Source organism: Polaromonas sp. JS666, assembly GCF_000013865.1.
Taxonomy (GTDB): domain Bacteria; phylum Pseudomonadota; class Gammaproteobacteria; order Burkholderiales; family Burkholderiaceae_C; genus Polaromonas.
Genome location: NC_007948.1, coordinates 1,044,690 through 1,063,847 on the forward strand (window position 1 = coordinate 1,044,690; position 19,158 = coordinate 1,063,847).

The following is a 19,158-nucleotide window of genomic DNA, read 5'->3' on the forward strand; positions in this document are numbered from 1 at the left end:
GCCTTTCGTGCAATCCGTCACCTCACCTCAAAAAACCAATTCGTCAGAGCCCGGCCAACTCACTGCTGCCGACGCAATATCCACAGCCTCCTTATCGGATTTATATGGACTGATCGCATCCTTCTTGCATCTGGTGGGCGCTAGCGCTGATGTGGCACGCCTGGCCGAGCACCACGCCTGGCCGGCCGAAGGTCCCGACAGCGCGACTCTGGTTCAGTCCTTGCAGGGATTGGCACTGGAGGTCAAACATCACCAGACCTCGTTCAATAAACTCATTCGCGGGTCCTTGCCCGCGCTCGCACGCGGACCGGATGGGCATTGGCTACTCATAGGCCATGCCAGCAAAGACTGTGTGGTGGTACAAGCCAGCGGCGCCGCACAGCCGCGACAGCTTTCCTGGGCTCAGTTTGCCCAGCAGATGGCCCCGCAAACCCGGCTGGAATGGATCACGGCGCGCCCACAAGCCGTGGCGATGGACAACGGAACTCCTGATCCAAATTTCGGGGTCGGCTGGTTCTGGACCTCACTCAGCCAGTACAAACGTGTGCTCGGTGAGGTCTTGCTTGCCTCCTTCTTTGTGCAGATATTCGCGCTGCTCACACCGCTGATTTTTCAGGTGGTGATAGACAAGGTGCTGACGCACCGTTCGATGACAACGCTGGATGTGATGGTGGTTGCCCTGCTGGGAGTAGGGCTCTTCGAGGTGATGCTGGGTGCCATGCGGCATTACCTCTTTACCCACACCACCAACCGTGTGGATGTGGAGCTGGGGGCCAAGCTGTTTCGCCACCTGTTGCATCTGCCCCTGTCTTACTTCGAGTCACGGCGCAGTGGCGATACGGTGGCCCGGGTGCGCGAACTGGAGAACGCACGCAACTTCATGACGGGCAGCGCCCTGACCAGTTGGCTGGACCTGTTCTTTGCCGTTGTTTTCCTTGGCGTGATGTTTTATTACAGCGTGACGCTCACCCTGATCGTGGTTGGCTCCCTGCCGGTGTTCTTCGCTGCGTCCTGGCTCATAACGCCGCTGATGCGAAAGAAGCTTGAAGACAAGTTCGCGCTGGGCGCCGAGAACCAGACCTTTCTTGTGGAAACCGTCACCTCCATGGAAACGCTCAAGAGTCATGCGGTGGAAGGTGCGTGGCAACGGGATTGGGAGCGGCGCCTGTGCGACTATGTGACGGCCGCCTTCGAATCGGGTCATCTGGGAAACGCCACCAACCAGTTTATCGGCCTGGCGAGCAAGGTGTTGACGGTATTGTTGCTGTACTTTGGCGCCAGGCTGGTCATCGACGGCGACCTGACAGTGGGCGGCCTGATCGCCTTCAACATGCTGTCGGGTCGTGTCAATGCACCGATCCTGAAGCTCGCCTCGCTGTGGCAGGACTTTACGCAGATGAAGGTCAGCATCAAGCGCCTGGCCGACATCATGAATGCGACCCCCGAACCCGTATTCCGGCCCGGACGCAGCACACCGCCTGCACTGGAAGGCCGCGTGACATTCGAGCATGTCTCGTTTCGCTATGCCCAGAGCGCTCCCGAGGTGCTCTGCGACGTGAGCGTGGACATCTGTCCCGGCGAGATCGTGGGAATTACCGGCATTTCCGGCGCGGGCAAGACCACCTTCATGCGGTTGATGCAGCGATTGTATCTTCCGGAGAAGGGCCGTGTTTTGCTTGATGGCATGGACTTGAGTGTGGTGGACACCGCCTGGTTGCGCCGGCAGATTGGCGTGGTCGGGCAGGACACGGCCCTGTTCAACCGCTCGGTGCGTGAAAACATCGCCCTGGGCAATCCGGCGATCGCCATGGACTCCGTGATGGAAAGCGCGCGACTGGCTGGTGCGCACGAATTCATCCTGCAACTGCCTGAGGGTTATGACACGGTGATTGGCGAGCGGGGCAGCAAACTCTCGGGCGGGCAGCGCTCGCGCATTGCGATTGCGCGGGCGCTGGTGAACAACCCGCAAATCCTGTTATTCGACGAAGCCACCGCCGCTCTGGACTACGAAAGCGAGCGGGTGATTCACGACAACATGGCCCGGATCTGCGAAGGACGCACCGTGTTCATTGTGGCGCACCGGCTGTCCACCTTGCGGATGGCTCACCGCATCCTGGTGCTGGATCGTGGCCGTTTGACGGAGACCGGCAACCATCGCGAACTCATGAACATTAATGGCCGCTACGCCTCGTTGTACCAGGCGCATCAGGTGCTGGAGGCTGCATGAAGAACAAGAGCGGCACCCACTCAGCTGAACATGCCATGTTCAGCACGGCAGCCATTGCAATGCGGCAACAACCACCTGCCAGAGTGGCACGCATGGTCACCCTGGCCATCTGCGTCATGGCCGCCGCCGCACTGGCCTACGCCAGCCTGGCATCGATGGATATTGTGGTCACGGCACAGGGGCGCGTCAGTGCCTCGGGCAAGAGCAAGGTCATCCAGCCGCTGGAAGCAGGAGTCGTCAAGGCCATTGCGGTCAGGGACGGCCAGTCCGTCAAAGCTGGCGACTTGCTCCTGGAGCTCGACGCCACCGCCACCCTGGCCGATCGTGACCGGCTCCAGCGTGAATTTTGGGAAACCCAGGCGGACGTGTTACGGCTTAACGCCTTGCTATCGGGCAAGGTGGCTTGGGCGGAAGCGCGCGATTTGCCGGTCGCGATGGTTGCCAATCAGCAGGCGGTGCTGGCCAGCCGGCGCAGTGAGCAGGATGCCCGTGTAGCGGCGCTGGACGCCGATATTGCGCGACGTACAGCCGATCATGAGGCCATCTCGGCCAATATCGCCCAGTTGCACAACAGCCTGCCGCTGGTGCGCAAGAAGCACGAAATGCGCGAGGAACTGGCCACCACGGGCCATATCGCGCAGACGGGGCTGATCGAAACCCGGCTTGAACTGCTGGGCATGGAAAAAGACCTCTCCGTCATGGGCAAGCGGCTCAATGAATCTGCGGCAAGCCTTCATGCTTCTGTCCAGCAGCGAAAACAGGCGCAGGCCGAGTTTCGTGCCCGGGCCAGTGCCGAACTGGTGGACGCCATCCGCAAGCATGATGCAGCGCGCCAGGAGCTGACCAAGGCCACCCAGCGTCGCGACTTGCAAACCCTGCGCAGCCCGATTGACGGCGTGGTACAGCAACTGGCAGTCACCACGGTCGGCGGTGTGGTTACTCAAGCGCAGGCACTGATGACCATCGTGCCACATCACGCGGCCCTGGAAGTTGATGCCCAGATCAATAATCGCGATATCGGTCATGTCAAGGTCGGCCAGCGCGTGATCAACAAGGTGGAGACCTTCGATTTCACCCGTTTCGGATACATCGAAGGCATGGTGCAGTGGGTGGGCACCGATGCCGTGATTGATCCCAAGCTCGGACCTGTCTACCCGGTGCGTATCAAGTTGAATTCGGTTGAGACACCGAACGTTGTGAACGGTTTGCACGGAGCCGTCACGGCCGGCATGAGTGTGAGCTCGGATATCCGCACGGGTGAGCGCCGCATGATCGAATACTTCATCGCACCCATGCTGCGCTACCAGCAGGAGGCCTTGCGTGAAAGATAAAGTACTTTCGCGCATGTTGTTGCGCCCAGCGCATTGGGCCAATCCTGCTTCTTCCCTCTTTGGGGAAAGGAGGGGAGTGCTCTTTGCGGCAGCGCTTTTTTCAGTCAAGGTCAGCAAATCTTGCGCCGTAGGCCCTCATCCCAGCCTTCCCCCAGCGGGGGAAGGAGCAAGAAAACGGGCCGAACGCGGCATTTGGTGGCCCCATCTGCGGCCAGGGCTGATACCTTTGGTCGGCGTACCTTTGCTCCTGGGGTCATTTGGTGCTCTGGCTGACAACTTACTGGAGGTTTACCGCAAGGCGCAGGAGCGAGACCCGACCTACCGCGGAGCAGTCCATGCGCTGCAGGCGGCGCGTGAGCGGGTGCCCCAGGCGCGTGCCGGGTTAATGCCCGCCGTGAATCTGGTTGGTGCGACCAGCCAGCAATCAGGGCAGGCTGCTTTCAGTGGGGCCCCTTATGTAGACCGCAACGTGCGCAGCCGGAACTGGAATCTGCAACTGACACAGCCGCTGTGGCGCGCGGCCAGCTGGGTGGCCCTGAGCCAAGCCGAACAACAGGAGTTGCTGGCCGAGGCACAGTTTCGGCAAACCGAACAAGAGTTGATACTGCGCACGGCGCAGGCCTATCTGGACGTGCTGGTGGCGCAGGAGGCCGAACGCGTGGCGCGTCTGCAGATCGGCGCTGTCGAACAGCAATTGGGCTTGGCGCGCCGTAACTTCGAGGTGGGCGTGGCGACGGTGACTGATGTCCACGAGGCCAAGTCCCGGCTCGACCTGTCACGCGCTCAAGCGGTCGCTGCAGCCAGCGAGACGGAGAACAAGCGCGCTGAGCTTGCACGCATCCTGGGAGACTCGGGAGCGCGCCTGGCACGCTTGCACGACAACGGCCGCTTGCCGGGTTTACAGCCCGAGACTGTCCAACTCTGGGTGGAAAGTGCCCGCGAGCAGTCCCTGCAGGTGCGCATCGCCTTGGCGGCCCTGGACGTGGCGGACCGGGAAATCGCCAAACACCGGGCGACTCATTTGCCCACTCTTGACTTGACGGCCGGCTATGGCACTAACTTCACCTCCGGCAGTATTACCTCGCCGGCGGATATTGCAACCCGCACACGCTCTGGTCAAGTCGGGCTGAATCTGAACATCCCGCTTTACGCCGGCGGTGGGGTCCAGGCACGCGTGCGCGAAGCCACTGCCTTGAAAGACAAAGCGGGGGAGGAGCTGGAGGCAGCTCGCCGGCACGCGATCACGCAGGCGCGCCAGGCATTCTCTGGCGTCGTCAATGGTGCGGCGCAGGTCGAGGCGCTGGAATCTGCCATTTCCTCCAGCAAGAGTTCACTCGATGCCAACAAGGTCGGCTACCGCATCGGCACGCGTATCAATATTGATGTGCTGAACGCCGAGCAGCAGCTTCATGCCGCTCAGCGCGACTGGCACAAGGCGCGTGTCGAGACCCTGATGCAGGGCCTGCGTTTGAAGGCCTCGAATGCAACGCTGGGCGAGACGGATTTGCAAGCCATCAATGATCTATTGGAAACAGAAAAACCATGACGAAGACATCGCCACCATCCACGCAGCTTCCTGCCGGCTCCGGGGAAGCTAACCCCATGGCTCCGGAGGAGCTGGCAGCGCTGGCTGAGCTTGCCAAAAAGCAGGCGCACAAGGTGCTTGCGAAGGTTCCGCTATTGGGTCCCGTGGCATGGCTGATGATGCAACAGGCCACCAGCCGGCACACGCTGCTCAGCGAACTGGAATGGCGTGTCATGCCGGCGCTGGTCCTCGACCAGGCAAAGCTTTACCTGAAGGACGAGGCACCCGTGGCATTTGTCTCGTGGGCGCGACTCAGCGATGCGGTGGTGCAACGCTACAAAACGGCTCCCCATCAACTCACTGCCGCAGACTGGGTCTCGGGTGATCAGATATGGTTGATCGATGTGTTCACGCCATTTGGTGGTGCGCAGGATGTACTCAAGGATTTGCGCGAGAAGGTGTTTGCCGGGCAGGTCGTGCACCAGTTGGTGCCGACCGCTCCTGCACTAGCCAAAGTATTGACTTGGCCCGCGGTATTCCCCACGGCAAGTACATGATCAGGATTGGCGCGTATAGCCGGTTTTTCTTCTAGTGGTAGCGACCGGTGCGACAATTCAAGCCATGACTTCAGCCATCAGCACCCCGGTTTCCACCCTGACCATCACCCGCCCCGACGACTGGCACCTGCATGTGCGGGACGGCGACGCATTGAGCACGGTGGTGCCGCATACCGCCGCCCAGTTTGGCCGGGCCATCATCATGCCCAACCTGCGCCCGCCGGTGACCACCGCGGCCCAGGCTGTTGCCTACCGCGAGCGCATCCAGGCCGCCGTGCCCGCGGGCGTGGCTTTCGAGCCGCTGATGACGCTGTATTTGACCGACAACCTGCCGCCCGACGAGATCAAGCGGGCCAAAGAGGCCGGCGTGGTCGCCACCAAGCTCTACCCGGCCGGCGCCACCACCAACAGCGATGCGGGCGTGACCGACCTGCGCAAGACCTACAAGACACTCGAAGCGATGCAGCGCGAAGGCCTGCTGCTGCTGGTGCATGGCGAGGTGACCTCGCCCGACATTGACCTGTTTGACCGCGAGGCGGTGTTCATCGACACGCAGCTGATTCCACTGCGCCGCGATTTCCCTGAGCTGAAGATCGTGTTTGAGCACATCACCACGAAAGAAGCCGCGCAGTATGTGCATGACGCCGACCGCTTCACGGGCGCCACCATCACCGCGCACCATCTGCTGTACAACCGCAACGCGATTTTCACCGGCGGCATCCGGCCGCACTACTACTGCCTGCCCGTGCTCAAGCGCGAAACGCATCGCGTCGCGCTGGTCGAGGCGGCCACCAGTGGCAACCACCGGTTTTTCCTCGGCACGGACAGCGCACCGCACCCGGCCCACCTCAAGGAGCATGCCACCGGCTGCGCCGGCTGCTACACCGCCCATGCGGCGATGGAGCTGTATGCCGAAGCCTTTGATGCGGCGGGCGCACTCGACAAGCTCGAGGCCTTTGCCAGTTTCAACGGCGCGGACTTCTATGGCTTGCCGCGCAACCAGGGCACCATCACCCTGAAAAAGGAAAGCTGGCGGCCCCCCGAGAGTTATGCGTTTGGCGAGGCTGAACTCAAGCCGCTGCGCTCGGGTGAAAGCCTGCCATGGAAGCTTTACTCCACCCGGAGCGAATGATGGACCACAAACCGCGCGTTGCCCTGCTGATTGACGCCGACAATTCACCGGCGTCCAAAATAGACCTGATCCTCAACGAGTTGTCGACCTTTGGCGAGACCAATATTCGCCGTGCTTACGGCAACTGGAAAAAGAGCGAACTCAAGGGCTGGGAAGAAGCGCTGCATGAGCATGCCATTCGCCCCATGCAGCAGTTTGACTACAGCAAAGGCAAAAACGCCAGCGACATGGCCATGGTGATTGACGCGCTGGAGCTGCTCTACACCGACCGGCCCGATGCCTTTGGCATTGTGTCGTCCGATGCCGACTTCACGCCGCTGGTGATGCACCTGCGTGCCAAGGGCGCGGCCGTTTACGGGTTTGGCGCGCAGAAGACGCCCGAACCTTTTGTGAACGCATGTTCGAAGTTCCTGTTCCTGGATAAATTGCGTCCCCTGGCCATGGGCGATGCCGCAGGCGGCGCTGCCGGGGACACCCGCGATGACGGCGAGGCGGTGACTGCGGCCCCCTTGCGTGCCACGCCGGCGCAGCTCAAGCAGGACGCCAAGCTCGTCATGCTGCTGCGCAATGCCGTGCAGGCGGCGGCCGATGACGAGGGCTGGGCGCGCGTGGGAGCGGTAGGCACCCAGATCGCCAACCAGGCCTCGTTTGACCATCGCAACTATGGTTATGCGACGCTGACCAAACTGCTGGTCGCCACGCAGCTGTTTGAAATCGCCGACGAAGGCAAGTCCACCGTGGCAGTGCGCGACAAGCGGCTGAACAAAACGGCCCGGGCCTGAGGTTGAGCCGGGTGAGGCTGCAGGGCGTGGATCACCCCGCAGCTGTTTCAAATCACTTTGCCCGGATTCAAAATGTTCTTCGGGTCCAGCGCCGCTTTCAGCGTGCGCATCAACGCGATTTCCCCCGGCGAGCGTGCATGGGCCAGCCAGCGGCGCTTGAGGGTGCCGATGCCGTGCTCGGCCGAGACGGTGCCGCCGTATTCGCGCACCAGCCCGTAGACAACCTCTTCCACCGCATCCTTGGGTTGCACGGCCACGCCGGGCTGGTAGGCGACGATGTGCACATTGCCGTCGCCGATGTGGCCATAAAACACCGCTTCGCAGCCCGGCACCTGCTCGCTGAGCACGGCCTTGCATCGTCTGGCGTAAGTGTCCATGGCCGCCACCGGCAGGCCGATATCGAACGCCAGGTGGCCGGGCCAGAGCTGGTGGAATTCGGCGCAGGCGTCGCGAACGCCCCAAAAAGCCTTTTCATCGGCGAGCGACTGCGACACCACCGCATTGGGCACGGTGCCTGATTCCAGCAGCCGCTCCAGCCACGCTTCAAAGCGCGGGCCGTCGATGGCAGGGTCGGTGCCCAAGGCCTCCACCAGCACATAGGCGCCGTAGCGGCGGCCGTCGCCCGCGAACGGATTGCGCACACCCTTGACGCGTTCGGTGGCCATGTCCCAGTAGTCGGGCCACATGACTTCAAAGGCGGAGAGCATCGGGCCGAGCTCGCTGCGTGCCGCCGCCAGCAGCTTGAGCACGGTGCCGTAGTCTTGCGCCGCGCACAGCGCCACCATGGTGGAGGCCGGTTTGGGGAACAGGCGCAGGACGATGCGCGTGATGATGCCCAGCGTGCCTTCGCTGCCGATGAACAGGTGCTTCAGGTCGAAGCCCGCGTTGTTCTTGATCATCTTGTTCAGGCTGGTCATGACGGTGCCGTCGGCCAGCACCGCCTCCAGCCCGAGCACCATGTCCCGGGCCATGCCGTAGCGGATCACCCGGTTGCCGCCGGCGTTGGTTGACAGGTTGCCGCCAATGGCGCAGGAGCCGCGCGCACCCAGGTCCAGCGGGCAAAAGAAGCCGGCGGCCGCGGCGGCCTGTTGCACCACCTCCAGCGGTGTGCCGGCCAGCACCGTCATGGTGGCGGAATCCGGGTCGATTTCTTCAATGCCGACCAGGCGTTCGAGTGACAGTGCGACCTCATGGACGCCAGCACGCGCCCCGCCGCACAGCCCGGTGAGGCCGCCCTGCGGCACCACGGCAACGCCGTGCGCGTGGCAGATGCGCAAGGCGGTGGCGATGCCCGCCGTGTCGGCGGGGCGAACCATGGCCAGCGGTCGCGTGGCGCTCATCCCGCTGTAGTCATTGCGGTTTCGGGCAGGCACGGCGTCTGCGGTGAACACGCAGGCCTCGCCCAGCTGGTCGCGGATCTCCTGCAAGGCTTGCTCTATGGCGTTGGGGATGGCGACAGTGGCGGCAGTGGCGGCAGTGACGTTAGTGGACATAAGAATCGACGAAAATTAAATGATGTATGTAAGGTACCGAGTACTGTACACTATTGTCGCGAGGCCGGTATAAGCTTTCATTTCAGCCTTCATTTCCGGCACTCCGATAACTTTCAGACCCTCAATGGAGACAAGCATGACCTTCAAGCGCAGAGCCATGATCGCCACGGCAGCGGCCTCGGCCCTTTTTCTCAGCCCTCAACTGTGGGCGCAGGCCCAGCCCATCAAAATCTTCAACGTGGTCGAGCTCTCCGGCACCGGGGCAACGGCAGGCACCATGTTCAAGTCCGGCATTGAACTGGCGGTCAAGGACGTCAATGCCTCCGGCGGCATCCTGGGGCGCAAGCTTGAGGTGACCAACATGGACACCCAGACCAATCCCGGCATTGCCAAGGCGCTGGTGGTACGCGCCATTGATGACGGCGCGTTTGCCATCTTCGGCCCTGTCTTCAGCGGCTCCATCCTGATCAGCCAGACCGAGACGCGGCGTGCCGAGGTGCCCAATTTCACGGCCGCTGCCGGGGCCCTGGTGACCCAGCAGGGCAGCCCCTATATCTTTCGCACCGGGCTGACCCAGGTCAACAGCATGCCCAAGGCCGCACGCTACATCGCCCGAAACCTGAAGATCAAGAAAATCGCCGTGCTGTTCGTCAACAACGACTTCGGCAAACCCGGGCGCGACGCCATCGTCGGTGCCCTGAAAACCTTTGGTGTGGAGGTGGTGGCGGACATTTCCACCGAAGCCGGCCAGCTCGATTTCTCCGCGCCCATCATCAAGGTGAAGCAGGCCGGCGCCGAGGCGGTGTTTGTCTATCTGAACGAAGAAGAGTCGGCACGGGCGGTGCGCGAACTGCGCAAGCAAGGTTGGGACAAGCCCATCGTGGGCGACGTGACGCTGCTGAGCCAGAAGGTGATCGATTTGGCGGGCGACGCGGCCAACGGCGTGGTCGGGCACTCCGAAATGTCGGCCGACGCGCCGATTGCCGGCGTGAAAGTGGTGCGCGACAAGTTCTTCAAGGAATACAACTTCCTGCCCGACCACAACGGCATCAAGGGCTACCAGGGTGTTTACATGCTCAAGGCGGCGATCCAGAAAGTCGGCAAGTTCGACCGCGTGGCGGTGGCCAAACAGTTGCACGGCATGACCATCAAGGTGGCGGACGAACCCGGCGTGCTGATGGATGTCACCTTCGATGACAAGGGCGACATCGACCGCGAGAGCTTCCTCATCGAGATCAAGGGCGGCAAACCCGTGGTCAAGGAAGTCCTGCCGCCTCTGGGCAAGAACTGAAAATTTGTAACTACTCAGTCCTTCCTGTCTTTGGGGCTGAGGCCCGCGGCTCCGAGTCCGCCTGCGCGGACTTGGACGGGGCGAAGAGTCGCAGTGTCTCACTGCAACACGTGAGGTTGGGATGGCGGCTGCGACCGATGCAAAAGACTGCAGCTTTTTTATACGCCGCTGGCCCTCTCCCCAACCCTCTCCCCAACCCTCTCCCAAAGGGCGAGGGAGCAAGAAAAGCGTATCGCACGCATTGAGCTGAGTAGTTCCTAAAATTTAAGGAAAAAGTGGCTGTAGCGTTTATTCAGCCTGCAGCAGGTGCTTCAGTTTTATTAGCATGGCCTGCCGCTCTGGCGGTGCAAGCGCCACCGGAACGTCCGCGTTGAGGATAAAGGGCTGGCCCCAGGCCGGGCCGCTCCGTGTCTTCGGCACGACGTGCACATGGAGGTGGTTGGCCCTGTCGCCGTACAGCGCGTAGTTCACCTTGTCGCAGGCGCTGACTTGCGCCACCGCGGCCGCCACCCGGGCGACCTCGCGCATGAAAACGCGCAGGTCTTCGTCCTCCAGCTCGAACAGCTCCCGCACGTGCTTTTTCAGCAGCACGACGCAGCGGCCCTGGTGCGTCTGGTCCCTGAACAGGAAAACCCGCGAGCGGTCCAGGTCGGCGACATGGAACATCACGTCCTCAAGTTCCGCCACCGTCGCCGTGCAGTAGCGGCAGGTGGGGTCGACATGTGGCGTCACCCCGTTGGGCCGCGTGCCTGTCTCAGGCGCCAAACCGGTCATCCAGGTCTTTGTGGAAATCCAGGTCCACCAGCGCGCTGAATTCGGCATAGCTCACCATGGCGCGTTCGCTCGCCTTGGGTGTGCCGGCACGCTGCAGTTCGGCGAGCGCATCCGAGACGGCTTTCACTGCGGTGAAAAGCGCTGTCACCGCATAAAACACCACTGAAAAACCCATGTCCTGCAGGTCCTTGGCTGTCAGTGCCGTGGTCTCATTGCCGTCCACGATGGAGACGACCTTGGGTCCCTGGACCGCCCTGGCAACGGCCTCGACTTCGGCGATTTTTTTGATGCCGTCGACGAAGACCAAGTCCACGCCGGCCTCCTGATACAGATGGGCGCGCCGGATGGCTTCATCAATGCCGGCCGCGGGCAGGGCATCGGTACGGCCGATGATGAGCAGCTCATCCCGACCGCGCGCCTCGATGGCGCATTTCAGTCGCAACACGTTTTCTTGCGCATCCATCAGCCGGATGCCGGCCATCTGGCCGCAGCGCTTGGGCGCGACCTGGTCTTCCAGGTGGATGGCGGCCACGCCGGCCTGGATGTACTCGCGTACCGTGCGGTGGATGTTGGACGGCCCACCATAGCCGGTGTCGGCATCGGCAATGATGGGGATGTCAACCACCCGGGCCATGTCGCGTGCATGGGTGGTCATCTCGGTCTGGCTCAGCAGGCCGATGTCGGGCGTGCCCAGGCGGCTGGCGGTTGCGCCGAAACCCGTCATGTAGATGGCCGGAAAGCCTGCCTTCTGGATCAGGCGTGCGGTGATGGCATCGGGTGCGCCCGGCGCCATCACGATGTTGCCGGTCTTGAGCAGTTGCTGGAGTTGTTGGGCGGGTGTCATGGTGGTTTTTAAAAGAGTCGGGTCAGGTGCCTGCGACGTTCAGTTTGATAGGCGCGGGGGCGGCTTTCAGCGCCGCAGCACTGGCCAGGCGAAAGGCTTCGACCGTCCTGCCCACATGGCTCTGGATCAGTTGCTCCAGCCGGTCAAAGTCGCCGTCGTCGATGTACTGGATCATTTCGCGGTGCTCTTGCAGCGACACCTTGCGCGCATCGGAAAACTGCTTGGCCATGTTGGTGCGCAGGGCGGCGATCTTGCCAGAAACGAGCGCGTAGGCATTGACCACATAAGGGTTGCCGCAATGCGTGAACAGCGCTTCGTGAAAAGCCGAGTCGCAGTGGCCATAGCCGATCTCGTCGTCGGCTTCGCTGGCGGCCACCATCTGCGCAAAAACCGCTTCCAGCGCGGCAATGGCGGCCTGCCGGTTCACGGCGCGGGAGCGCTTGGCGGCGTGTAGCTCCAGGGTGGCGCGGAAGTCGCAGATGGCGCGCACGTCATCTTCGTCGGGCTGGAAGACAAAGCTGCCGCGTTTGGAGCGGATGTCCACCAGCCCGGTGGTTTGCAGCAGCGTCAGCGCGTCACGCACGGGCGTGCGGCTGACGCCAAACGATTCGGCCAGGGTTTCTTCCGAAATCATCTGGCCCAAGGCAAACTCTCCGTCAATAATCGCCTGCCGCACGCGCTGCGCAACAATCTCCGTCAGCGACTTCGGCATCTCTATTTCGAATTTTTTAGCCATGAACCCTCGAATCCTGAAAAAGGCGCGTCACATTGCCGCAGCACCCCCGCATTGTAATTTTTATTGAGCGTAAGGTTCTGTATGCAAGATGAAGAGAGGGCTATTGTCGGTGCAGGGAGCCAGGCGCCAGGGCGATGCTGCGGGCGTTGCGGCGTGATGCGGAGCCCCCATGCCTGACGCCGTGAGCCCGCTGGTCGCCATCGACTGGTCCCAACCCTGGTTTGCGCCCCTGCGCCGTGCGGGCGAGGCGGCCGGTGCGCTGGCGCTGCGGGGCGCCGGTGTCGCACAAGCCCTCAATGCTGTGGCCCAGACGCATGGCGTGGCGGCTGCGAATACGAATGCCACCCGGGCGGGCGATGAGGGGCATTGCCCGGTGCGCTTTGTGCCGCAGGGCGAATTGCCGCCCGGCGAGGCCTACGAGCGCTATATCTTCAACACACGCCATTGCCCGACGCGCGACGGGCTGCACGACTTCTTCAATGGCCTGTGCTGGCTGCAGTTTCCCGAGACCAAGACCCGGCTCAACCAGCTGCAGGCTGCCGAGATAGCGTCGGCGGGCATCCGGCCGGTGCGCGGCCCGGTGCGCGATGCGCTGACGCTGTTTGATGAAAACGCCGCCTTCCTGCTGGCGCCGCAAGCCCTGTGGGACGCCCTGATCGCCCGGGACTGGCAGCAACTCTTCATCGGCTTGCGCCCGCTGTGGGCTGACACGCAACTGGTGCTTTTTGGCCATGCCTTGCTCGAAAAGCTGGTTTATCCACGAAAACCGATCACGGCCCATGTATACCGGGCGCAGCCAGCTATTGATTCAATAGCAGAGCTGGATGCCTGGGTGGCTGCTGATTTGAGCGCCGACAAACTGGCCGGCAAGCCCTTTGCACCCTTGCCGGTACTGGGCGTGCCGGGCTGGTGGCCGGAAAACGAGAACTTTTCCTTTTATGATGACTCCCTTGTATTCCGTCCACGCAGGTAGAAAACAACACATAAAAAATCCTGCGCCGGCAGCCGGCCCGAACGGCTTGATTTGGGAGGAAGCCCCCCAATTTGTCCGGAACGCAACTCTCACGGCAGCATGGCTGCTGCCCTTGCCCCTGGTTATCGACCCCCCCACGGAGAATTCATGAAACGCATCTTTTTGTTTATCCTGACCAACATTGCCGTCGTGGCCGTGCTGGGCATTGTGGCCAGCCTGCTCGGCGTCAACCGCTTCCTCACGGCCAATGGCCTGAACCTCTCGGCGCTGCTCGGCTTTGCGCTGATCATGGGTTTCGGCGGCGCGATCATTTCACTGCTGATCAGCAAGCCCGTGGCCAAGTGGAGCGCCGGCGTGCGCATCATCAACGATGCCCAGAACGCCGACGAGGCCTGGATTGTCGAGACCGTCCGCAAACTGGCTGACAAGGCGCAGATCGGCATGCCCGAAGTGGGCATTTTCGAAGGCGCGCCCAACGCCTTTGCCACTGGCGCGTTCAAGAATTCATCGCTGGTGGCGGTGTCCACCGGTTTGCTGCAGGGCATGACCCGCGAAGAAATCGAAGCCGTGATCGGCCATGAGATCGCCCACGTCGCCAATGGCGACATGGTCACCATGACGCTGATCCAGGGCGTGATGAACACCTTTGTGGTGTTCCTGTCGCGCGTCATCGGCTATGCGGTTGACAGCTTTTTGCGCCGCGGCAGCGACAACAACTCCGGCCCCGGCATCGGCTACTACGTCAGCACCATCGTGCTGGACATCGTGCTGGGTTTTGCCGCCGCCATCGTCGTGGCCTGGTTTTCGCGTCATCGCGAGTTCCGCGCGGATGCGGGTTCCGCCCAGCTGCTGGGCCGCAAGCAGCCCATGATGAATGCGCTGGCCCGCCTCGGCGGCATGCAGCCCGGCGAGTTGCCCAAGGCCGTGGAAGCCATGGGCATCACCGGCGGCATCGGCAAATGGTTCGCCACGCATCCGCCGATTGAAGAGCGCATTGCGGCGCTGCAGAATGCCCCAGCCTGAGCGCTGAGGGGTTCGGCTGAGCGGTTCAATTTCCCGCAACAAGAAAGCCGGTGCATGCACCGGCTTTCTTTATGGCATTGACCCCTGATGGCGCTATGCCGCCAGGCCACCCCGGTCCCGGCGCGCGCCGTCCAGGGCCTGGGTGACTTCCGCCAGGCCCATGCCGTACATGTCGGCGAACTGCTCCACCGTGCGCCCGCTGGCTTCGAAGGCCTTCATCAGGGCCTCGCGCTTCGCGGCCTGACGTCCCAGTTCGGTGAAGGCGTCGTCGATCAACGCGTTGGACGCTTCATCCTGCGTGCGGACGCAGAGCGAATAGTCTTCCCGGCTCAGGCCCGAGGCTTCAATGGCCTGCATCAGCCGCTGGCGCAGCGCGGGCCGCAAGTCCTCGCGCGAGCGCGCCTGACGCCGCCGGAACACTTCGAGAATGGCATGGTGCACATGCTCGGGCGCCACCGGCTCGACGGGCTCGCCCTGCAGGTCGTGGCGCGGAAGGCCTGCCGCCACGCTTTCGAGGTAGCGTGTTGACCGCGCATGCAGGCCCAGCGCGACCTTCAGCTCGTCGCGGTTGAACGCATCGGGGTGCTGGGCGAGCAGCTCCTGGAACACGCCGAGCTTGAGTGGCAGGAACTGCGCACCGAACATCTTCGGATACAGCTCGAACAGTTTCTCCAGTGCCGGATGCACCTGGCGGGTCCGCGGTGGCGTGCTGGGCTGCTTGCCGGCCTGCCTGCCGCGCGCCCGGCCAGACCTTGGGGCGCGTGTGGAGGTGGCGGGTGTATCCGGGCTGGCCGGGATAACCGGGGTAGCCACTGTAGAGGGGGCAGGAGGGGTGTTGGTGTCGGTGTCGGTCATCAATGGGCTTTGTGAAGTCTTGGGCCTGGGCGCGGGGTCGCGGGGCAAAGCTTCACCCCCTTCCATGCGCACCCTGGCAATCCTGGCAATAGGGGAGATTGTCGCGGATAACCCGGGCCACCTGACCGGGTTGCCGGACTGCGTTACCGCCAACCTCCGGCCCGTCGGGTCAGGCCTGGGTTTGCGCCAGCAGGCGTGAGCGGGCGGCGATGAAGGCCGCGGCGGCCGTCTCGCGCAGCGGATGGCGGCTGCCCTGGCGGGTTTGCTGAACGCCGCCGACCCAGACCGCGTCGAGCGCGGACGTGCGGTGGCTGGCGAACACATGGGCCGACAGCATGTCGGGCGCGCTCAGCTCGCACAAGGCCGGGTGCCGGGCGTCCAGCACCGCAAAATCGGCGCGCTGGCCGGTAACCAGTCCGGCAGTGCCGCGCGGCAAGGCACGACCCGAGGCACGGGCGCCGCCCTGCACGGCCTGCAGCGTCATCGCGGTGGCGACCTGCGGTTGCTGCGCGGTGGCTAGCACATTGCGCTGGCGACCCTGCAGGCGCTGACCATATTCAAGCAGCATCAGCTCTTCCGCCGCGTTGACGCAGGCGTTGCTGTCCGAGCCGACGCCCCAGGCGCCCCCGGCGGCGCGCCAGCGCGGCAGGTCAAAAATGCCGTCTCCCAGATTGGCCTCGGTGGTCGGGCACAGGCCGGCCACGGCGCCAGTGCGGGCGGCGCGCTGATATTCGGTGTCGGTCATGTGCGTGGCGTGCACCAGGCACCAGCGCGCATCGACGGCGGCGTGGTCCAAGAGCCACTCCACCGGGCGCTGGCCGCTCCAGGCCAGGCAGGCATCCACCTCGGCCGTTTGCTCGGCAATATGGATGTGTATGGGCGCGGTGGGGTCGATGGCGTCCAGTCCGGCCAGCACCTCGCGCAGGCTGTCGGGCGGCACCGCGCGCAGGGAGTGCGGCGCCAGCCCCAGGCGCGCGCCCTGCACCTCGCAACAAGGCTGCAGGCGCTCCAGCAGGCGCAGCATCGAGTCGGTAGACCGGATGAAGCGGCGTTGCCCCGCATTTGGCGGCGTGCCGCCAAAACCGCTGGTCTGGTAAAGCACGGGCAGCAGCGTGATGCCGATGCCGGCGCGCTGTGCGGCACGCAACAGGCATTGGGCCAGCGTGGCGTCGTCGGCATAGGGCCGGCCGTCCAGGTCGTGGTGCACGTAGTGGAATTCACACACCGAGGTGTAGCCGGCCTCCAGCATCTCGATGTAAAGCCAGGTGGCGATGTCTTCCAGCAGCTCGGGCGTGACCTGCGCGGCGAAGCGGTACATCAGCGTGCGCCAGCTCCAGAAGCTGTCCTGCGCCTCGGCGCGAAACTCCGTCAGTCCGCCAAAGGCCCGCTGGAAGGCGTGGCAATGCAGGTTGGGCATGCCCGGGATGAGGGGGCCGGCGGCCCGGGGCGTGGTGCGCGGGGCGCTGCTGTCCGGCGTGACGGCCAGCAGCTGGCCGGCGGCGTTCCATTCCAGCAGCACGTTGCGCGCCCAGCCGTCGGGCAGCAGGGCATCGGTGGCAAACAGGCTGCCCATGGCTGGGGCATGGGATGTCGGGGCAGCGAAGGGGGCGATGTCGCTCATGGGGTGATCCTGGCGTTGGGGGCGATCTGGAGCCCGTCGAGCGCAACGCGCCCCTGCCGCACGATGGTGCGCGGCGCCTGCTGGCCCAGCCAGTAGGCCAGCTCGGCGCTGTCATTCAGCTGCCACAGCACGAAATTGGCGGGCCGGCCCACGCCGAGTGCGCCGTGCGTGTCCTGCAGTCCGAGCGCACGGGCTGCGTGGCGCGTGATGCCGGCCAGCGCTTCCGGCACGGTCAGGCGAAACAGTGTGCAGGCCATGTTGGCCATGAGCAGCAGGCTGAGCGCGGGCGACGTGCCGGGGTTGTGGTCGGTCGAGACGGCCATGGGCACGCCGGCTTCGCGCAGCGCGGCGATCGGTGGCAGGTGGGTGTCGCGCAGCGTGTAGTAGGCGCCGGGCAGCAGCACGGCCACCGTGCCGGCCGCGCGCATGGCGTCGATGCCGGCCTGCGACAGGTGTTCGATGTGGTCGCACGACAGCGCGCCATAACGCGCGGCGAGCGCGGCGCCGCCCATGTCGGAGAGCTGCTCGGCATGCAGCTTGACCGGCAGGCCTAAACGCTGCGCGGCCTGGAACACCTGCTCGGTCTCGCTCAGCGAAAACGCGATGCGTTCGCAAAATACGTCCACCGCATCGACCAGGCCTTCGGCGGCGAGTGCGGGCAGCATCTCGCGGCAGACCAGGTCGATGTAGTCCTGGCTGCGGCCCGCGTACTCGGGCGGCAGTGCGTGCGCGCCGAGGAAGGTGGTGCGCACGGTGACGCCGTAGGCCTCACCGAGCCGGCGCGCCACGCGCAGCTGCTTGCGCTCGTGTTCGAGGGCGAGACCATAGCCGGACTTGATTTCGATGGCGCACACGCCATCGGCCAGCAGTTGTTCCAGGCGAGGCGCGGCCTGCGCAAAAAGCTCGTCTTCACCGGCCGCACGGGTGGCGCGCACGCTGGAGACGATGCCGCCGCCGGCCTTCGCCACCTCTTCATAGCTGGCACCGGCCAGCCGCATGGCGAACTCGTTGGCGCGCTGGCCACCGTACACCAGATGGGTATGGCAATCGACCAGGCCGGGCGTCACCAGCGCGCCGCCGCCGTCAAAACGCGGCAGCGCGCTGAACCCGGCGGGCAGCGCGGCGCTGGCGCCTATCCAGCGGATCCGGCCTTCGGTGACGACGATGGCGGCCTCGGTGTTCGTCGCCACGGGGCTGTCGTCGGCCAGCGCGCCAGGCATCAGGCGCAAATGCTCCCAGATGCCGTCGGCAGCGGGGTGGGGGGCTGTGGTCATGGGGTTCACTGGCGGGGTTATGAGGGGGTTATGTGCAGAGGCTTGTTTTGCTATTGAGTAAATAGCTGATCGTTAGGTTTTGACATGGACCAGAGGCCATTCTGATGCATTTGACCGGGCGCCTTCAAGCTGCCTGGACGGCCAGCAGGCGCACCACGACCAGTGCCGCATCCAGGCTTTGCGGCGTTGCGCGCCAGCCCTGTGTCGTGCCGTCCCACCAGACACCCGTGCCGGCTTCGCATGTCAAGGAGGGCTCTGCCCCAGCCTGCAAGTGCCACGGCCCGCGCAGCGCCAGCAGCAGGCCGCGCCCGGCCGGGGCAAGGTCGCCGGCCGCGTGCAGCACCTGCACCTCGGCCCGCAGCTTGCCGCGCCGGGTCATGACGTTGAAATCGGTCGAGGGGCCGCCCAGCAGGTCGCAGTCCAGGGCCACATCGCCGGCAAAGGCAAAGGGCCGCAGCGGCGTGTCCAGCCGGTGGTCCACGCCCGCCGTGCCGGCTCGCAGGCGCACACCCGCGCCCTCCAGCAGCATGATCACGCGGTCCACGCCGGGAAAGGCCGAGAACGGCCCGGGCGCGGCGATGGTGGCGATGCTGACCCGCCAGTCGAAGCCGTCCATGCCTGCGCCCGGCGGTCGGCAGACGATTTCGCGCGTGGTGCCGCCGCCGTTCTTCCACGGCGTGGGCTTCAGGTCGTCGATGGCGAAGCGCTGCAGCGTCATGG

Annotated in this window: 17 protein-coding genes; 9 read left to right on the plus strand and 8 right to left on the minus strand. The window is 64.0% G+C overall.

Features of this window, described 5'->3' with window-relative positions; all coding sequences use genetic code 11:
* Positions 1-7 precede the first annotated feature (7 nt).
* From BPRO_RS05040 to BPRO_RS05065, 6 genes are all read left to right on the plus strand, one after another.
* Positions 8-2,227: a peptidase domain-containing ABC transporter gene (locus BPRO_RS05040; protein WP_011481975.1), complete on the plus strand. Its 2,220-nt coding sequence runs from the start codon at positions 8-10 to the stop codon at positions 2,225-2,227.
* Positions 2,224-3,558 (plus strand): HlyD family type I secretion periplasmic adaptor subunit, encoded by a 1,335-nt coding sequence (locus BPRO_RS05045; RefSeq protein WP_011481976.1) that lies wholly within the window; start codon positions 2,224-2,226, stop codon positions 3,556-3,558. Before BPRO_RS05040 ends, BPRO_RS05045 begins: the two co-directional genes overlap by 4 nt.
* A 241-nt stretch (positions 3,559-3,799) precedes the next feature.
* The gene (locus BPRO_RS05050; RefSeq protein WP_232291495.1) at positions 3,800-5,104 is read left to right on the plus strand and encodes a TolC family outer membrane protein; all 1,305 of its coding nucleotides are present in this window, start codon (positions 3,800-3,802) and stop codon (positions 5,102-5,104) included.
* Positions 5,101-5,640: a toxin-activating lysine-acyltransferase gene (locus BPRO_RS05055; RefSeq protein ID WP_232291496.1), complete on the plus strand. Its 540-nt coding sequence runs from the start codon at positions 5,101-5,103 to the stop codon at positions 5,638-5,640. The genes BPRO_RS05050 and BPRO_RS05055 overlap by 4 nt, the downstream gene beginning before the upstream one ends.
* A 64-nt stretch (positions 5,641-5,704) precedes the next feature.
* On the plus strand, positions 5,705-6,772 hold the full coding sequence (gene pyrC / locus BPRO_RS05060) for a dihydroorotase (RefSeq protein ID WP_011481979.1): 1,068 nt from the start codon (positions 5,705-5,707) through the stop codon (positions 6,770-6,772).
* Positions 6,772-7,554 (plus strand): NYN domain-containing protein, encoded by a 783-nt coding sequence (locus BPRO_RS05065; protein ID WP_011481980.1) that lies wholly within the window; start codon positions 6,772-6,774, stop codon positions 7,552-7,554. Before pyrC ends, BPRO_RS05065 begins: the two co-directional genes overlap by 1 nt.
* A 47-nt stretch (positions 7,555-7,601) precedes the next feature.
* On the opposite strand, the gene BPRO_RS05070 is transcribed toward BPRO_RS05065, so the two are convergent.
* A complete protein-coding gene (locus BPRO_RS05070) occupies positions 7,602-9,047 on the minus strand; it encodes an FAD-binding oxidoreductase (RefSeq protein WP_011481981.1) in 1,446 nt (481 codons plus the stop codon).
* A gap of 136 nt (positions 9,048-9,183) precedes the next feature.
* On the opposite strand from BPRO_RS05070, the gene BPRO_RS05075 reads away from it, so the two are divergent.
* The gene (locus BPRO_RS05075) at positions 9,184-10,338 is read left to right on the plus strand and encodes an ABC transporter substrate-binding protein (protein ID WP_011481982.1); all 1,155 of its coding nucleotides are present in this window, start codon (positions 9,184-9,186) and stop codon (positions 10,336-10,338) included.
* Positions 10,339-10,626: 288 nt separating this feature from the next.
* Here BPRO_RS05075 and BPRO_RS05080 read toward each other — a convergent pair whose 3' ends face one another.
* From BPRO_RS05080 to BPRO_RS05090, 3 genes are read right to left on the minus strand one after another with little or no spacing between them, the layout of a single operon-like run.
* The gene (locus BPRO_RS05080) at positions 10,627-11,103 is read right to left on the minus strand and encodes an HIT family protein (protein ID WP_011481983.1); all 477 of its coding nucleotides are present in this window, start codon (positions 11,101-11,103) and stop codon (positions 10,627-10,629) included.
* Entirely contained in the window at positions 11,093-11,956 is an 864-nt protein-coding gene (locus BPRO_RS05085) for an isocitrate lyase/PEP mutase family protein (RefSeq protein ID WP_011481984.1), read from the minus strand. Before BPRO_RS05085 ends, BPRO_RS05080 begins: the two co-directional genes overlap by 11 nt.
* A gap of 22 nt (positions 11,957-11,978) precedes the next feature.
* Positions 11,979-12,692 carry a GntR family transcriptional regulator gene (locus tag BPRO_RS05090; protein ID WP_011481985.1) on the minus strand — a complete coding sequence of 238 codons (714 nt, stop codon included), beginning with the start codon at positions 12,690-12,692 and terminating at the stop codon, positions 11,979-11,981.
* 169 nt (positions 12,693-12,861) lie between these two features.
* Between BPRO_RS05090 and BPRO_RS05095 the strand changes: the two genes are divergently transcribed.
* Positions 12,862-13,665, plus strand: a complete 804-nt coding sequence (locus BPRO_RS05095) for a DUF3025 domain-containing protein (RefSeq protein WP_011481986.1) — start codon at positions 12,862-12,864, stop codon at positions 13,663-13,665.
* Between the two features lie 147 nt (positions 13,666-13,812).
* Entirely contained in the window at positions 13,813-14,688 is an 876-nt protein-coding gene (gene htpX / locus BPRO_RS05100) for a protease HtpX (protein WP_011481987.1), read from the plus strand.
* A 93-nt stretch (positions 14,689-14,781) separates the two neighbouring features.
* On the opposite strand, the gene BPRO_RS05105 is transcribed toward htpX, so the two are convergent.
* The 4 genes from BPRO_RS05105 to BPRO_RS05120 form a co-directional block, all read right to left on the minus strand.
* The gene (locus tag BPRO_RS05105; RefSeq protein ID WP_081430481.1) at positions 14,782-15,543 is read right to left on the minus strand and encodes a ProQ/FINO family protein; all 762 of its coding nucleotides are present in this window, start codon (positions 15,541-15,543) and stop codon (positions 14,782-14,784) included.
* 169 nt (positions 15,544-15,712) lie between these two features.
* Positions 15,713-17,164 (minus strand): formimidoylglutamate deiminase, encoded by a 1,452-nt coding sequence (locus BPRO_RS05110; RefSeq protein ID WP_011481989.1) that lies wholly within the window; start codon positions 17,162-17,164, stop codon positions 15,713-15,715.
* Positions 17,161-18,438, minus strand: coding sequence for an imidazolonepropionase (hutI, locus tag BPRO_RS05115; protein ID WP_011481990.1), 1,278 nt, complete (start codon positions 18,436-18,438; stop codon positions 17,161-17,163). Before hutI ends, BPRO_RS05110 begins: the two co-directional genes overlap by 4 nt.
* Positions 18,439-18,562: 124 nt before the next feature.
* Entirely contained in the window at positions 18,563-19,156 is a 594-nt protein-coding gene (locus BPRO_RS05120) for a HutD/Ves family protein (protein ID WP_011481991.1), read from the minus strand.
* Between the last annotated feature and the right edge of the window lie 2 nt (positions 19,157-19,158).

Coding starts and splice junctions, on each gene's coding strand:
- pyrC (WP_011481979.1), top strand. CDS start 5,705: ATGACTTCAGCCATCAGCACCCCGGTTTCCACCCTGACCATCACCCGC.
- BPRO_RS05045 (WP_011481976.1), top strand. CDS start 2,224: ATGAAGAACAAGAGCGGCACCCACTCAGCTGAACATGCCATGTTCAGC.
- BPRO_RS05085 (WP_011481984.1), bottom strand. CDS start 11,956: ATGACACCCGCCCAACAACTCCAGCAACTGCTCAAGACCGGCAACATC.
- BPRO_RS05065 (WP_011481980.1), top strand. CDS start 6,772: ATGGACCACAAACCGCGCGTTGCCCTGCTGATTGACGCCGACAATTCA.
- BPRO_RS05070 (WP_011481981.1), bottom strand. CDS start 9,047: ATGTCCACTAACGTCACTGCCGCCACTGCCGCCACTGTCGCCATCCCC.
- BPRO_RS05105 (WP_081430481.1), bottom strand. CDS start 15,543: ATGACCGACACCGACACCAACACCCCTCCTGCCCCCTCTACAGTGGCT.
- BPRO_RS05075 (WP_011481982.1), top strand. CDS start 9,184: ATGACCTTCAAGCGCAGAGCCATGATCGCCACGGCAGCGGCCTCGGCC.
- BPRO_RS05110 (WP_011481989.1), bottom strand. CDS start 17,164: ATGAGCGACATCGCCCCCTTCGCTGCCCCGACATCCCATGCCCCAGCC.
- BPRO_RS05090 (WP_011481985.1), bottom strand. CDS start 12,692: ATGGCTAAAAAATTCGAAATAGAGATGCCGAAGTCGCTGACGGAGATT.
- hutI (WP_011481990.1), bottom strand. CDS start 18,438: ATGACCACAGCCCCCCACCCCGCTGCCGACGGCATCTGGGAGCATTTG.
- BPRO_RS05095 (WP_011481986.1), top strand. CDS start 12,862: ATGCCTGACGCCGTGAGCCCGCTGGTCGCCATCGACTGGTCCCAACCC.
- BPRO_RS05055 (WP_232291496.1), top strand. CDS start 5,101: ATGACGAAGACATCGCCACCATCCACGCAGCTTCCTGCCGGCTCCGGG.
- htpX (WP_011481987.1), top strand. CDS start 13,813: ATGAAACGCATCTTTTTGTTTATCCTGACCAACATTGCCGTCGTGGCC.
- BPRO_RS05120 (WP_011481991.1), bottom strand. CDS start 19,156: ATGACGCTGCAGCGCTTCGCCATCGACGACCTGAAGCCCACGCCGTGG.